Below are 13,612 nucleotides of genomic sequence, written 5' to 3'. Positions count from 1 at the left end.
GAGATACCGCACCGGAGGCTGTGCTGACGGCGTGTCGTGGTACCTCGGCGGGGACCCGGCAGGTGGGCGCCGTGAGCGACGCGATCCGCCTCCTGCATGGGCGAAGACGACATCAGGACGTTGAGGCGGACGCCGACGGCTGGCAGAAGCGGGCCTGCCGCGCGCCGACCGGTGGGTGTCAGGCGCGCGGCAGGCCCAGGCGGCGGCCCTCGATGGCCGGGCAGCGGTCGGTGACGAGGTCGAGGCCGGCCGCGCGGGCGCGCTCCTCGGCCTCCGCGTCGTGCACGTCGAGCTGCAGCCACACGGCCGGCGCGCCGACCTCGATCGCGGCGTCCACCACGCCGCCCACCCGCTCGTTCGCGACGAAGACGTCGACGACGTCGATCCGTCCCGGTACGTCCGCCAGCGTCGGGTAGCCCTGCGCGCCGTGCACGGTCTCTGCCCGCGGGTGCACCGGGACGATCTCGTGGCCCAGCTCCTGCAGGTACCGGGCGACGCCGTACGCCGGCCGGGAGGGGTTGTCGCCCAGCCCGACGACGGCCCACCGACCGGGCGTGGTGAGCAGGTGCTGGACCAGGTCGTCGTCGGTCATGGGGCCACCTCACCGCGCTCGGGGCGGGAGGGCAAGGCGGGCGCGCTACGGGTGCAGCGGTCAACCACCGTTGACAGCCGCCCTCCGGCAACCTACGTTGACGACGAGCGGAGGAGGCGACGATGGGGGTGGAGACCATGAGCGCACTCGTGGCGCAGGCCGGCGACGAGGACCCGCTGCGAGCCCTGGCCGCCGTGGCCGAGCTGCAGCGCGAGGTGCACCGCACGGAGGCGACGGTCGTGCGACGGGCGCGCGTCGGCGGGGCGACGTGGGAGCAGATCGCCGCGGCCCTGGGCGTCACACGGCAGGCCGTGCACAAGCGCTACGGGGGATCGAGGTTCGGCCGTGGCTGAGGCGCCGGCCGCTGCGTCGGCGTCCTCGCAGGCGTCGGTCTCGTCGCCGACGGCCGCCTCGTCGCCCGCGCCAGACCCGACGTCGCCCGCGCCCGACACCACGCCGCCGGCCCGGCTGCGGGACCTGCTGTCCTACCTCGGCGAGCACCGGGCCGTGCTCGGCGTCGTCGTGGTGGTGTCCTTCCTCGGCGCCGGGCTGAGCCTCGCGCAGCCACTCATGGTCAACCGGGCCATCGGCAGCGTCGGCTCCGGGGCGCTCGACCGGTCGGCGGTGGGGCTGCTCGTCGCGCTCGTCGTCGCCGCGGGGCTCGTCGGGGCCGTGCAGCAGTACCTGCTGGAGCGCACGGCCGAGGGCGTGGTGCTCGGTGCGCGGCGGCGGCTGCTGGCCAAGCTCCTGCGGCTGCCGGTGCGCGAGTACGACGTGCGGCGGACCGGCGACCTCGTCTCCCGCGTCGGGTCGGACACCACGCTCGTGCGCTCGGCGCTGACGGGCGGGCTCGTCGACGCGCTCGGCGGGTCCATCGTCTTCGTCGGCGCGATCGTGGCGATGGCGCTGCTCGACCTGGTGCTGCTCGGCATCACGCTGGGCGTCATCCTCGTCGCGGTGGCGGCGGTCGTCGTCGCCAGCGGGCGCATCCAGACGTTGACGAAGCAGTCCCAGGAGGCGGTGGGCCGCGTCGCGGCGGGCGTCGAGCGGGCGCTGTCCGGCCTCCGGACCGTCCGCGCCTCGGGCGCCACCGAGCGCGAGGGTCGGCGCCTCGAGGAGGACGCGCAGGCGGCCTACGTGCTGGGCGTCCGCGTCGCGCGGATCGGCGCGATCCTCTGGCCGGTCAGCGGGCTGGCCGTGCAGGGCGCGTTCCTGGCGGTGCTCGGCGTCGGCGGGTACCGGGTGGCGGCGGGGACGCTGACCGTCGCGGACCTGGTGACGTTCATCCTGTTCCTGTTCATGATGCTCATGCCGCTCGGGCAGGGCTTCAGCGCAGTGGTCACGGTCCGCTCCGCCCTCGGGGCGCTGGCGCGCATCCAGGAGGTGCTCGCGCTCCCGTCGGAGGACGACGACGAGGGCGACCTGGACGGCGTCCGCGCGCCGGTGGCGACCGTGCACGCGCCGGCCGTGGAGCTCGCCGGCGTCTCCTTCTCCTACGGCGACGAGCCCGTGCTGCGGGACGTCACCCTCACGGTGCCGCGGGGGTCGATCACGGCGGTCGTCGGGCCGTCGGGCGCCGGCAAGACGACGCTGCTGGCGCTGCTCGAGCGCTTCTACGAGCCCGACGCCGGCGTCATCCGGTTCGAGGGTGCGGACGTGCGGGCCCTGCCGCGCGCGGTGCTGCGCAGCCGGATCGGGTACGTCGAGCAGGACGCCCCGGCGCTCGCGGGCAGCATCCGCGACAACCTGCTGCTCGCGGCCCCCGGCGCCGACGACGCGGCGTGCCGGCGTGCCCTGGACGCGGTGAACCTGCTCGACCGCGTCGACCAGCACCCGGCTGGCCTGGACGCCGTGCTCGGCGACGACGGCGTCGGCCTGTCGGGCGGGGAGCGTCAGCGGCTGGCCATCGCGCGGGCCCTCATCGGCGGCGCACCGCTGCTCCTGCTCGACGAGCCGACCGCCAGCCTCGACGGCCGCAACGAGCAGGCGATGCGCGAGGCGATCCGGTCCGCCGCCGAGCAGCGCACGGTCCTCATCGTCGCCCACCGCCTGGCGACGGTCGCCGACGCCGACCAGATCGTCGTCATGGAGGCCGGCCGCGTCGTCGCCACGGGCACGCACGCCGAGCTGCTGGGCACCAGCCCGCTGTACCGCGAGCTCGCGGAGCACCAGCTGCTGGTCTGAGCGGCCCTGTCGGCGGGCCACGCCGGCCGGCCGGGGTCAGCCCGTGAGGGCGCCGGGCCCGGCGAGCAGCCCCAGCCGAGCGCTGACCAGCAGGACGGCGGCCAGCGTGCCGAGGACGACGAGGGCCAGCACGACGTCGCCGCGGTCGCGCCGGACGGGTCGCCACACGGTCCGCGGACCGAGCCCCAGCCCGCGCTGCTCGAGGGTGGCGGCCAGCCGCTCGCCGGTGCGCAGGGACGACACGAGCAGCCCGAACACCATCCGGCCGTGCGCGCGCACGCCCAGCGCGGGCCGCCCGCCGCGGCGGCGCGGAGCGCGCACGGCGTGCGCGTGGCGGACCTGGGCCCACGTGCGGGGCATCTCCTCCAGCAGCCGGTAGCCGGCCAGGAGGGCGTGCGCCGGGCGCGCGGGCAGGCGCGCGTCGGCCTGGAGGCTGGCCAGCAGGGTCGGGCCATCGGTCGACCGGACGAAGCCCAGCGCGAGCACGCCGATGAGCAGGGACCGCGCGGCCAGGGCGGTGCCCACCGACAGCCCGGGCGCCGTCACCTCGAGCCCGGGCCCGGACCAGACGACCGGCCCCGGCCGCGAGACCGCGTTGACGACGAGCACGCCGCCCGCGAACGCCAGCAGCGGCCCGTGCGCGACGAGGAGCGTGCGCGCCGGCACGCGTGCGGCCGCCGCGACGCCCACCAGCGCGAGCGCGTAGAGCACGAGCGGCGTCACCGGGTCGAGCACCAGGAGCACCGCGGCCGACACGACCGTGAGCAGGACGAGCTTGACCGTCGGGTTGCGGCGCGCGAGCACGGACGGCGTGACGTCGCGCCGCCAGGGGGCGGTCGCGGCCCCGGTGCCCGTCCCGTCCACGGCCGGCACGGTGGTCGCGGTCATGCGTGGTGCTCCCCGTCGAGGCGGCGCAGGGTGCGGGCGGGGGTCTCGCCGTCCGTGGTGTGCGCCAGCAGCCAGGCGACGAGCGGCGGCAGCGCGAGGCCGGCGCGCGCGAGCACGGACCGGTCGCGCAGCACGGCGGCGGTGGGGCCGTCGGCCAGGAGGCGCCCGTCGGCCAGGACGAGCACCCGGTCGGCGACGGCGACGACGCTGCGCAGGTCGTGGCTGGTCAGCACGACGGCGGTGCCCTCGTCGGCCGCGGCGCGCAGGGTGGTCAGCGTCGCGGTGGTGTCGCGGTGGTCGAGGCCGAGGGTGGGCTCGTCGGCCAGGAGCAGCGGACGCCCGTGCGCGAGCATCGCGGCCAGGGCCAGGCGCCGCTTCTCGCCGCCGGACAGGCGGAACGGGTCAGCGTCGGCGAGGTGCTCGAGCCGGTGCCGCCGCAGGCGCTCGGGGACGGCGACCGCGGCGCGGTCCGGCGGGAGGCCGTGCGCGAGCTCGCGTGTGACGGTGTGCGCGACGAACCCGTGCTCGGGGTCCTGCGGGACGAGGCCCGCGGGCGCCGCGTCGAGGGTCCCGGCCAGCGGGGGCAGCAGGCCCGCGAGCGTGAGGAGCAGCGTCGACTTGCCGACGCCGTTGGCGCCGAGGACCGCGACGACCTCGCCGCGGCGCAGCACGAGGTCGACGTCATTGAGGACGGCACCGGGCGGCGGGCCCGGTGGTGGGGTCGGGGCGTCGCGACGGCGGCGCCACGGGCGGCGGCGGGTGGCCCTGCGGCCGACGGCCAGACCGCGGGCGACGAGCACCTCGTCACCCTGGTCCCGGGGCCCTGGAGGGGCGTCGGAGCCGGACGCCGCGGTGAGCCAGGCCTGGACCGCGGGGTTGCCCAGCCCGCCGTGGTGCCCCGTGACGGCCAGCAGCTCCGCCTCGAGCGGCAGCCAGCAGCCGGCGGCGTGCAGCTCCGCGGCGTGGGCGTGCAGGACGGTGGCGGTCGGGCCGCCGGCCAGGACGCGGCCGTCGGCGTCGAGCGCGAGGGCTCGGGCGGGCAGGCCGGCGACGCCCTCGGGCCCGGCCCACTCGTCCAGGCGGTGCTCGACGAGGACGACGGCCGGACCGGGCCGGGCGCCGTCCCCCGTGCCGGCGCCCGACCGGACCGCCCCGCGCACGGCGGCGAGGGCGGCCGGATCGAGCATCGACGTCGGCTCGTCGAGCAGGAGCAGCGCGGGGTCGGTCACGAGCGCCGCGGCGAGCGCCACGCGCTGCAGCTCCCCGCCGGAGAGCGTCGTCGTCGCCCGGTCCTGCAGGTGCGCCACGCCGGCCCGCGCGAGCGCCGCGGCCACGCGCGGGCCGATCGCGGACGGCGGGACCGCCCGGTTCTCCAGCGGCAGCGCGAGCTCGGCCTCCACCGACGGCAGGCAGACCGCCGCACCCGGGTCCTGCGCGACGACGCCGAGGTGGCGGGAGCGCTCGACGACGCCCGTCGCCGCCGTCGCCCCGCCGGCCAGGGCCACCTGCCCCGTGAGCTCGGCGTGCACGGCGTGCGGGACGGCGCCGGTGAGCACGCCGAGCAGCGTCGACTTGCCCGACCCGGACGGGCCGAGGACGACGAGGTGCTCGCCGGGGTCCAGCCGCACGCCGACCCCCTGCAGGGCGGGCCGGGGCCAGCGTGCGAACCGGACCGTGACGTCGTCGAGCGCGAGCGCGGGCGTGCTCACCGGCCGCCGGGGCGCAGGGCGTCCCGGCCGATGGCGTAGTTGTCGACGACGCCGGTGCGGGCGAGCGCGTCGACGAGCACCTTGGCCAGCAGCCCGCCGAGCACGAGGCCGCTGGCCACCTGCAGGCCGAACCGCAGGAGCAGCAGGTCCTGCCCGTACCATCCGGCGCGGAAGGCCGAGAAGAAGAACACGAGCCCGGCGCCGCACAGCCCCGACAGCGCGAAGGTGGCCCAGCCGAACCGCCGGTAGCGGGTGAGCGCGAACGGCAGCTCGCTGCCCACGCCCTGCAGCAGCGCGGACACGACGAGCAGCGGCCCGACCGGCGAGCCGAGGAAGACGACCTCGACGACGGAGGCGAGCACCTCGGCCAGGACGCCGGCACCGGGCCGCCGCACGATCGCCACGGCGAGCGGCGCCGCGAGCAGCCAGCCGCCGAGCAGCAGGTGCTGCGCGAGGTCGCCGGCCGGGCCCATGGCGATGCTCAGGCCGTTCCAGCCCTGGACGAGCGCCCAGTAGGCGAACCCGAAGACGACGCCGAGGACGACGACGAGCACGAGCTCGCGCAGCGACCAGGACCCGCGGCGGGCGCCGGTCGGGGTGGGGGCGGAGGTGGCGGTCACCGGTCGGCCCCCGTCGTGGTGGTGGTCGTGGTGGTGGCCGTCGTGCTGGCGGCGGTCGTCGTCGGCGAGCCGAGGGAGACCGTGAGGTGCGTGACGACGTGCGGGACGTGCGCGCCGACCTGCGCCCACGCGTCGGCGGCGGTGGCGAGGACGTCGGCGAGGTCGCCCGAGAGGCGGGTGGCGTAGTGCGCCGCACCGGTCGCGGTGCCGCGGTCGCGGGCGGCGGCGATGGCGGCCTCGATGTGGACCATGTGGTCGCCGACGGGTCCGTCGGCGCTGCCGCTGTGGACGCCGCCCTCGTCGAGCAGCGGGTAGAGCGACCACTGCGCGACGGCGGGCACTCCGGTCGGGGCGAGCCGCACGGGCGGCGTGGTGGGCAGGCCGGTGACCGTCAGGTCGCACGTCACCTCGCCGGGGCAGCCGCGAGAGAGCAGCGCGTGCGCGACGACGTGCCCGCCGCCGGTGCGCCGGTGAGCGGCGGTGAGGATGCCGGCGAGGTAGGCGACGAGGCGCTCCTCGGCGGGCGTCTCGCGGGCGCCGACGTAGGTGCTGACATCGTCGGTCTCCAGGACGAGACCGTCGGTGAGGCCGGCGGCGGCCGCGTCGTCGAGCGCGCCAAGGATGACCTCGACGAACCGGTCGGTGTGCGGGTGCAGGCTGAACCGCATCCCGATGCCGAGGGTCTGCGGGGTGGCGTCGGTGCTGGCGGTGCCGGTGGTCGTGCTGGTCGCGCCCGTGGCGTCCGGCACGGGCCGGCGCTCGGTCGTGGTGGTGCTCATGGCGGTCCCCTTCGGGCCCGTGGGTACGTCGAGACCACCTCGACGCGCGTCGAGGTGGTGCCCTGCTCCCTACGCCGGTACGAACCGGATCAGGTTCACGGGTCTGCGGACCGTCCGCACTCTCAGCGCTCCTCAGCGCTCCCCGGGGGTGCGCCGACCGTAGCGGATCGCCACCGCCGAACGCACGCCCCGGTGCTCGTGAGCAGAGCGGCAGACCCGGCGGACTGCCGCTCCTCCCTGGCGCCCCGTGGGGCGGTCGTGACCCGTCAGCGGGGGTCGTCGCCGGCGCCCGGCACCTTGTCGGTCACGTCCTCGTAGGCCTGCGCGCCGGGGAGCTCCGCGGGGGCGTAGCAGAGACGGACGACGCCGGTGGGGAAGACGTCGGACCGCAGCAGGCGGAGCGGCTGGATGTCCTCGCCCTCGTCGAACAGGCGCTCACCGTGCCGTGCGGCGACGGGGTGGACGAGCAGGCGCAGCTCGTCGAGCAGGCCGGCGGCGAGCAGCTGCCGGACCACGGAGATCGACCCGGGGACGAGGACCTTGCCGACCGCGGGGTCGTCCTTGAGCGCGCGGGCCGCGGCGACGACGTCGGGGGCGGCCTCGACGTTGCGCCAGCCGAGGTCGCCGCTGCCGCGGGTCGCCACGACCTTCCGGGTGTCGCCGAGCTGGGTGGCGAACCCCGCGTCCTCACCGCCGGCGGCCTCCCGTTCCGGCCAGGCGCCGGCGAAGCTGTCGTAGGTGACGCGGCCGAGGAGCAGGACGTCGACGTCCTCGTAGTCCTCGCCGACCGCCGCGCCCATGCGGTCGTCGAAGTAGGGGAAGTGCCAGGCGGGGTCGATCTCGACGACCCCGTCGAGGGCGCTGAACAGGGTGCTGACGATCGTGGCCACGCAGGTCCTCCTCGGACGGTCGCGTCCGCCGGGTGCGGGTGCTTCAGGGGTGCAGACCCGGAGACGGGCCCGGAGTCATCGGCCGTCGGTGGGGCTCGTGGGCCCGCGTCGCAGCGCGCGGACGGGTGGTCCCGCGCCAGGCTTCACCCGCTGCGGTCACACCCTCCGGCACCCGGCCGATGATCTGATGGTGACCGTGCTGCCGCCCCACCCGTCGTCCCCGCCCACGACGGGCGCCGACGTGTGGTCGGCAGACCCCGTCACAGGCGCGGCCACGGGTGGTCCCGGGCGGCCTCGTCGGCGTCGCGGGGCGGGCGCGATGGCGGGACTCGTCGTCGCCGCGGGGGCGCTGGGGGCGGCGGTGTGGCTCACCGGCGCGGGTGGCGCCGGCACGGACGGGCTCGTCCAGGCGCTGCCGTCGGGCGCGGTGCGGGACCTCGTCGAGGACCTGGTGCCGACGGGGGCCGTCGCGGTCCCCGCGCCCTCCGCGGAGGTCGCGGCGCTGGCCGACGAGGCGCACCTGTCGACCGAGGGGCGCGAGCTGTTCGTCGCCGCGCGACCGGAGCTGCTGGACGCGGCGACCTTCGTCGGGCGGCGCAGCGACGGCACCGGGACGGATCCGGGCGCGGATCCCGGGGCCCCGAGCGGGGTGGCGGTCGGCTGCTACCAGCGCGGCGCGCAGGACTCGATCGTGCTGTACCGGCCGGCGGACGAGCGGCTGCGGGGGTCCGTCGTCGAGACCGCTGCCCACGAGACGCTGCACGCGGGCTGGGAACGGCTCGGCGACGAGGAGCGTGCGCGCCTGGTGCCGCTGCTGGAGGCGGCGCTCGCCGCCGTGCCGGCGGAGGACCGCCTGCACGCGCAGCTCGCCGGCTCGGTCGGGGACCGTCCCGAGAGCCGGCCGACGGAGCTGTTCGCCTACCTCGGCATGCAGGCGTGGCGCGAGGGCGGCCTCGACCCCGCGCTCGAGGCGGCCTGGGGGCGGTTCGTCGAGGACCGGGCCGCGCTCGTCGGGGTGCACGCGGCGTGGCGCGGGGCGTTGGACGCGACGGCCGCGGAGATCCGCTCGGCGTCGGACGCCCTCGTCGCACGGGAGGGCGCGGACGCGCAGGCGCGGGCGCTGTACGAGCGGGACGCGGCGTCGCGCGACGTGTACCGCGAGGCCTGGACCGCGAAGTCCGCGGAGGTGGCGGCGATGGGAGCGGCCGAGCGGGACGGGCTGCTGCTGTCCTGGACGTGGTGGGACGGCACGGAGCTGCCGATGGCGCCGGCCGAGGACACGCTCGCCACCGCGGCGGATCTGCTCGCACGCGACGACGCCGCGCTGCCGCCGCGCCTCGCGGCCCTGGAGGCGGCGGAGGCGGCGACGGCGGCCGAGCGGGCGCGCGTCGAGGCGCTGGCCGCGGACCTCACGGCGTTGCAGGTGCAGCTCGACCCGGTGCAGGCGGCGGCGGGGGGCTGAGGGCCGCCGCGCTCGTCGGGGACCCCGCTCGTCGCGGCGTCGCGCTCGTCGGGCGGCGGGCGCGGCTGTCAGACGGGTCCGAGCGGCACGGGGGTCCCGGGCGGGCGCTCGACGACGATCGTGTCGTCCGCCTGCACGGGGCCGCCGGCGACGACCACCGCCATCACACCGGCGCGGCGGACCACGCCCCCGTCCGCGTCGCGTCCGACGAGGCGCGCCATGAGGCCGGGCGCGAGGCCGTCGATCTGCCGGCAGGGGGACCGCAGACCGGTCAGCCGGACCGCCGCCGTGCCGCCGAGGTGCAGCACCGTGCCCGTGGGCAGGGCCAGGAGGTCGACGCCGCGGGTGGTCACGTTCTCGCCGAGCCCGCCCGGGTCGACGGCCCAGCCCTCGGCGGCGACCTCGGCGAGCAGCTCCTGGGCCAGGAGGTGCACCTGGCGGAGGTTGGGGCGCTCGGGGTGGTAACGCTTGTCGTGCCGGTGCTGGACCGTCACGCCGGCGTGCGCGTCGCCCTCGACGCCCCAGCCCTCGACGAGGTCGATGCTGCCCGTCGTGGGCTTGCTGAAGCCGTGCCGGGCGGACCGGCTGACGGCGACGACGGTCGCGCGCTCAGTCATGGGCGTGCCGGCCGAGCGCGTCCACGACCTGGGCGTCGCCGGTGAAGGGACGCAGGGACGGCGGCGCCGGGAGGGGCAGGACGGTGCGGCGCGTCGGCACGTCGACCGCGCCGTGGTCGTCCGTGGAGACCACGACGCGGTCGGTGCCGACCTCGGTCAGACGCACGCGCTCGACGCGGCCGTCGTCGCGCCGGAGCTCCCAGACCCCCGCGAGCCACCCCAGCCCGCGGGCGTCCAGGGCCTCCTCGGCCTCGGACCAGCCCGTGGGGGCGGTGAGGTCGCGGCCGAGCCGGTCGACGGCGACGACCTCGTCGCCCTCGGGCCGGATCCACCCGAGCAGCTCGCGGTCGCCGGTGCGTCGGTGCTCCACCCAGTCCTCGCCCACGCGGCGAGCATAGGAGGCGCGCGCGCAAGGCCGTCAGGACATGCGCGCCGTCGTGCGCACCTGCGCGAGGACCTCGGAGGGGCCGCTGAAAGGGTCGTAGCCGTCGTAGCGGGTCATCGTGGCGCTGGCCGCGTAGGTGCCTGCGACGAGGGCGTCGCCGTGGTACCCGCCGGGGAGGCGGGACCACACGCGCACGGTGACGGTCTGGGTGCGGCCGGTGCAGGCGACGACCGTGCCGGGCCACGTGTGGGCGTCCACGACGGCCGCGGCGGAGCCGACGCGGAGGTCGACCGCGACGAACGTGCCGTCCTGGGGCGTGCAGCGGACGCGGACCTTGGCGTCGGCGACGTAGCCGTTCCACTCGACGTCGTACTCGTCCGTGAGGTCGCGTCGGATGGTGACGGAGGTGACCGGGCGCGGGCCGGCGAAGCCGTCCTGGGCGAGCGAGCCGTGCGTCGTCAGCGGCGTGGCGGCCGCGGACGATCCGGAGGACGTCCCCGCGGACGGGGCCGCCTGCGCCGCGACGGGTGCGAGGCCGAGGAGGAGACCGGCGGCGAGGCCGGCCGCGGCGGTGCGGCGGGCGGTGCGGCGGGTGCGGCGGGCGGCGGTGGCGCCGGTGCTGCTGCGGAGGTGCGTACGAGTCGTCATGGTGTGCCCCCTGGACGTCGTCGTCGTCCCGGCCCTGGTCGGCCGGGCGTCGTGCGTGCACCGCGCGGGCCGTCACCGGTCCGTGTGGTGCGCGACGATCATGTCGCCCGTCCGTGCGGGTGGCTGCGGCCGAACGGGTGAACGGCGGGGTGAAAGGGCTGTGCCGGCTCAAGGTCGGGCGGCGGGGTGCCGGGGGTCGGCGGGCCCCGTGGCCCCTGCACCGCAGTGCCGGGGCGGGGCGTCAGGGCTCCGAGGGCGCGGGCGTCAGGACGGTGACGGTGACGTGGCCGGTGCGCAGGACGCCGTCGTCGAGGGGGACGCAGCGGACGCCGCCCGTGCGCCGCATCGCGCGGAAGGCCCCGGGGCCGACGACGACGTCCATCCAGGCGCACGGACGGGCCGGGCGACGGACGTCGAGGCGGACGGGGCCGTCGCCGGAGTCGAGGACGACGACCGAGCCGACGAGGTCGTCCACGGCGAGGCCGCGCACCAGGACGTTGCGCCGGACCTCGGCCAGCCCGGTCCCCGGTGGGAGGTGCTCGGCGGCGATGAGGGTGACGGCGGCGTCGCGGTGCGCGCGGTGGCCGAAGTACCGGTCCCCGACGAGGCCCAGCCCGGCCCGGACCTACCCGTCGACGAGCTCGTCGGACGTGCCGGGTGCCGGGCCGTCGGAGGGTCGGCCCTCGTACCGGTGCACGGGGGAGACGAGCAGCTGCTCGATCCGCGCGGTGGTCGTCGTCACCGGTCGTCCCACGGTGGTGGACGCGGTGGTGGCGGCGGTGGTCGACGAGGTGGTGGCCGAGGTCTCCTCCGGCATCAGCCACGCCCCGGTGGCACGGCGAACTGGTCGAGCGCGGCCGCCACCACGTCCCTCGCTGCCCGGGCGAGTTCGTCGGCGGTGTCGCCGGCGGTGGCGCCGGTCGTCGTGCTCGTCGTCGTCGTGCTCGTCGTCGCCGTGCTCGTCGTCGCCGTGCTCGTCGTCGTGCTCGTCGTCGTGCCGGGGTGGCGTGCGCGGGCCGACCGCCACGCCGAGGTGAGCGCCGCCAGCGCGTCCTGCGGCGTCGCCGCGGGCACCCGCTCGAGGACGGCCGGCACGAGCCAGGCGGGGTCGAGCGTGCCGGACGGCGGTGCGAACACGCGCTCGCCGCTGGTCCAGTCCGTGGGGGATCCCGCCGCGTGCGCCATGCGTCGATGGTGCCACCACGACCGGCTCACGACCCCGTGCGTGGGTGGCCGAGGGCCAGGAGGCGTCGTCAGCCGACCGGGAGGCGGGAGCCGGGGCTGACGTTGCCGGCGGTGTCGACGGCGAAGACGACGACCGTCCACTGCTCGTCGGCGGGGAGCGCGGGCAGCACCGTGGACGGCGTGCGACCGGCCGCGAGGGGCAGGCCGCTCGTCGGGGCGGCGTCGTCGCCGTCGCCGGGGACGAGCCGCGCGACGGTGGCGGCGAGGTCGCCGGACGCCGAGGGCGCCCAGGTGACCGTGCGGGTGCCGCCGACCTCGACGAGGGTCAGGCCCGTGGGTGGCGCCGGCGCGCGCAGGTCGTCGCGGTCCCGGAACCGGAGCTGCGCGTGCAGGGTGCGGTGCGGGGCGGCGGGGTCGTGCAGGACGACGTCGAGGTCCGCGGCGAGCACCGTCCCGGCACGGTCGACGTCGAACCGCCGGACCGTCTGCCGCCCGACGACGAGCGGCCAGCCGCGGCCGTCCAGCGTCACCCGGGCCCACCGCTGGGTGAGGTCGGTCCCGGTGTGCGACGGCCCGAGGCGCGGGCGGCCGCCGCCGACGGTCAGCGTCGCGGCACCGGCCTCCGGCGACAGCCGGTAGGGGGAGCCGGTGCTGAAGGCGACCACGCCGGGCGCGGGGCGCCGGGCGACCAGGGCCGTCGTGCCGCCCTCGACCCAGCGGTGCAGGCGGCCCTGGCCCAGGCCGTCGTCCCGGGTGACGACGAGGGTCGTGACGCCGGGCGGGGCCTCGCCGGCCAGGTCGGCCGTGACGGGTCCCGTCGGGGCCGTGACCGTGAGCGCGGCGGTGCGGGGGCCTGCCGTGGTCGGGGAGAAGCCGAGCAGGAGCACGCACGTCCCGCCGGCCGGGAGGACGCGTCCGGAGCACCCGTCCTCGGTGACCTGCCAGTCGTCGCGGTGCGGTCCGGTGAGGGTCGCCGCGCCGAGGGCCACGGGTGCCGACGAGACGTTGCGGACGAGCTCGGGGGCGACCACGGGCACCGACCCGACGGGGGTCGACGGCCAGTGCAGGTGCGTGCCGGCCAGGCTCACGGGGGACGCCGCCGCGTGCTCCTCGGCGTCGGCGCGCTCCGCCTGCGGGCCTGCCGGGCCGGCGCGCTGCTGGCCGAAGAACGCGCCGACCGTGGTGGTGTCGGGGGTGCGCAGGACCACGTCCCACCGCACGAGGCGTCCTGCCGGGTCGACGTCCCAGGCGAGCACGTCGAGGTCGCCCGCGAACGGCACCTCCTGGTCGTCGACGACGAGCCGAGCGCCCGCGCGACCGGCGGTCGGCACGGTGCCCACACCGGCGTACCGACCGACCTCGACGTCGCGGCCGACCGGGGGCGTGATCGAGAGGGTCCATGGGTCAGGACCGCCCACGGCGAGGTCCCAGGTGCTGTCGCGCACGGTGGCGGCCATGGGCACGCCGTCCGCGGCGCGAGGTCGGCCCATCGCGTACTGCGGCGGGAACGTGGACGCGAGCACCGCCGAGCCGACGCCGGTGCGGTCGTCGGGTGCCGACGGCCGCAGGACGACGACGGCGCCGACCGCGGTCAGCACCAGCGCCAGCAGGATCCGCAGCGACCGCACCAGAGCGCCCCTCGTCGAGGCGACC

General features: G+C 77.5%; 16 protein-coding genes and 1 riboswitch. Of the genes, 3 read left to right on the top strand and 13 right to left on the bottom strand.

Going from position 1 to position 13,612, the window contains the following annotated elements; genetic code table 11:
* Positions 1-178: 178 nt before the first annotated feature.
* Entirely contained in the window at positions 179-592 is a 414-nt protein-coding gene (locus BM048_RS06285; RefSeq protein WP_090031587.1) for a CoA-binding protein, read from the bottom strand.
* Between the two features lie 122 nt (positions 593-714).
* On the opposite strand from BM048_RS06285, the gene BM048_RS06280 reads away from it, so the two are divergent.
* A complete protein-coding gene (locus BM048_RS06280) occupies positions 715-945 on the top strand; it encodes a hypothetical protein (protein WP_090031586.1) in 231 nt (76 codons plus the stop codon).
* Complete coding sequence (locus BM048_RS06275; protein ID WP_203708881.1) at positions 938-2,776, top strand: ABC transporter ATP-binding protein; 1,839 nt, start codon at positions 938-940, stop codon at positions 2,774-2,776. The genes BM048_RS06280 and BM048_RS06275 overlap by 8 nt, the downstream gene beginning before the upstream one ends.
* Before the next feature lie 36 nt (positions 2,777-2,812).
* Here BM048_RS06275 and BM048_RS06270 read toward each other — a convergent pair whose 3' ends face one another.
* The 5 genes from BM048_RS06270 to BM048_RS06250 all read right to left on the bottom strand — a co-directional run bounded on the left by BM048_RS06270 (position 2,813) and on the right by BM048_RS06250 (position 7,662).
* Positions 2,813-3,664 (bottom strand): energy-coupling factor transporter transmembrane component T family protein, encoded by an 852-nt coding sequence (locus BM048_RS06270; RefSeq protein WP_090031584.1) that lies wholly within the window; start codon positions 3,662-3,664, stop codon positions 2,813-2,815.
* Complete coding sequence (locus BM048_RS06265) at positions 3,661-5,373, bottom strand: ATP-binding cassette domain-containing protein (RefSeq protein WP_090031582.1); 1,713 nt, start codon at positions 5,371-5,373, stop codon at positions 3,661-3,663. Before BM048_RS06265 ends, BM048_RS06270 begins: the two co-directional genes overlap by 4 nt.
* On the bottom strand, positions 5,370-5,993 hold the full coding sequence (locus BM048_RS06260; protein ID WP_090031581.1) for an ECF transporter S component: 624 nt from the start codon (positions 5,991-5,993) through the stop codon (positions 5,370-5,372). Before BM048_RS06260 ends, BM048_RS06265 begins: the two co-directional genes overlap by 4 nt.
* Entirely contained in the window at positions 5,990-6,772 is a 783-nt protein-coding gene (locus BM048_RS06255) for a YkoF family thiamine/hydroxymethylpyrimidine-binding protein (protein ID WP_090031579.1), read from the bottom strand. The genes BM048_RS06260 and BM048_RS06255 overlap by 4 nt, the downstream gene beginning before the upstream one ends.
* Positions 6,773-6,821: 49 nt before the next feature.
* A riboswitch (TPP riboswitch) is annotated at positions 6,822-6,927 on the bottom strand.
* Positions 6,928-7,038: 111 nt separating this feature from the next.
* Positions 7,039-7,662: a dihydrofolate reductase family protein gene (locus BM048_RS06250; protein WP_090031578.1), complete on the bottom strand. Its 624-nt coding sequence runs from the start codon at positions 7,660-7,662 to the stop codon at positions 7,039-7,041.
* 319 nt (positions 7,663-7,981) lie between these two features.
* Here BM048_RS06250 and BM048_RS06245 point away from each other — a divergent pair, with 319 nt between their 5' ends.
* Entirely contained in the window at positions 7,982-9,124 is a 1,143-nt protein-coding gene (locus BM048_RS06245) for a hypothetical protein (protein ID WP_139224333.1), read from the top strand.
* 68 nt (positions 9,125-9,192) lie between these two features.
* On the opposite strand, the gene BM048_RS06240 is transcribed toward BM048_RS06245, so the two are convergent.
* The 7 genes from BM048_RS06240 to BM048_RS06215 form a co-directional block, all read right to left on the bottom strand.
* Positions 9,193-9,741, bottom strand: coding sequence for an MOSC domain-containing protein (locus BM048_RS06240; RefSeq protein WP_090031574.1), 549 nt, complete (start codon positions 9,739-9,741; stop codon positions 9,193-9,195).
* On the bottom strand, positions 9,734-10,126 hold the full coding sequence (locus BM048_RS06235; protein WP_090031573.1) for a hypothetical protein: 393 nt from the start codon (positions 10,124-10,126) through the stop codon (positions 9,734-9,736). The genes BM048_RS06240 and BM048_RS06235 overlap by 8 nt, the downstream gene beginning before the upstream one ends.
* A gap of 33 nt (positions 10,127-10,159) precedes the next feature.
* On the bottom strand, positions 10,160-10,774 hold the full coding sequence (locus tag BM048_RS06230) for a hypothetical protein (protein WP_090031571.1): 615 nt from the start codon (positions 10,772-10,774) through the stop codon (positions 10,160-10,162).
* Between the two features lie 241 nt (positions 10,775-11,015).
* The gene (locus BM048_RS18435; protein ID WP_203708879.1) at positions 11,016-11,264 is read right to left on the bottom strand and encodes a hypothetical protein; all 249 of its coding nucleotides are present in this window, start codon (positions 11,262-11,264) and stop codon (positions 11,016-11,018) included.
* 135 nt (positions 11,265-11,399) lie between these two features.
* Positions 11,400-11,591: a hypothetical protein gene (locus tag BM048_RS18430; RefSeq protein ID WP_203708877.1), complete on the bottom strand. Its 192-nt coding sequence runs from the start codon at positions 11,589-11,591 to the stop codon at positions 11,400-11,402.
* Positions 11,591-11,959 (bottom strand): hypothetical protein, encoded by a 369-nt coding sequence (locus tag BM048_RS18115; RefSeq protein WP_090031570.1) that lies wholly within the window; start codon positions 11,957-11,959, stop codon positions 11,591-11,593. The genes BM048_RS18430 and BM048_RS18115 overlap by 1 nt, the downstream gene beginning before the upstream one ends.
* A 68-nt stretch (positions 11,960-12,027) precedes the next feature.
* Complete coding sequence (locus tag BM048_RS06215) at positions 12,028-13,587, bottom strand: hypothetical protein (RefSeq protein WP_090031568.1); 1,560 nt, start codon at positions 13,585-13,587, stop codon at positions 12,028-12,030.
* Positions 13,588-13,612: the final 25 nt, after the last annotated feature.

The sequence above is a fragment of the Cellulomonas marina genome (genome assembly GCF_900111925.1).
In the GTDB taxonomy this organism is placed as follows: domain Bacteria; phylum Actinomycetota; class Actinomycetes; order Actinomycetales; family Cellulomonadaceae; genus Cellulomonas; species Cellulomonas marina.
This window is presented reverse-complemented; position numbering and strand designations above follow the sequence as displayed.

Coding starts and splice junctions, on each gene's coding strand:
- BM048_RS06230 (WP_090031571.1), bottom strand. CDS start 10,774: ATGACGACTCGTACGCACCTCCGCAGCAGCACCGGCGCCACCGCCGCC.
- BM048_RS06280 (WP_090031586.1), top strand. CDS start 715: ATGGGGGTGGAGACCATGAGCGCACTCGTGGCGCAGGCCGGCGACGAG.
- BM048_RS18115 (WP_090031570.1), bottom strand. CDS start 11,959: ATGGCGCACGCGGCGGGATCCCCCACGGACTGGACCAGCGGCGAGCGC.
- BM048_RS06240 (WP_090031574.1), bottom strand. CDS start 9,741: ATGACTGAGCGCGCGACCGTCGTCGCCGTCAGCCGGTCCGCCCGGCAC.
- BM048_RS06270 (WP_090031584.1), bottom strand. CDS start 3,664: ATGACCGCGACCACCGTGCCGGCCGTGGACGGGACGGGCACCGGGGCC.
- BM048_RS06245 (WP_139224333.1), top strand. CDS start 7,982: ATGGCGGGACTCGTCGTCGCCGCGGGGGCGCTGGGGGCGGCGGTGTGG.
- BM048_RS18430 (WP_203708877.1), bottom strand. CDS start 11,591: ATGCCGGAGGAGACCTCGGCCACCACCTCGTCGACCACCGCCGCCACC.
- BM048_RS06255 (WP_090031579.1), bottom strand. CDS start 6,772: ATGAGCACCACCACGACCGAGCGCCGGCCCGTGCCGGACGCCACGGGC.
- BM048_RS06285 (WP_090031587.1), bottom strand. CDS start 592: ATGACCGACGACGACCTGGTCCAGCACCTGCTCACCACGCCCGGTCGG.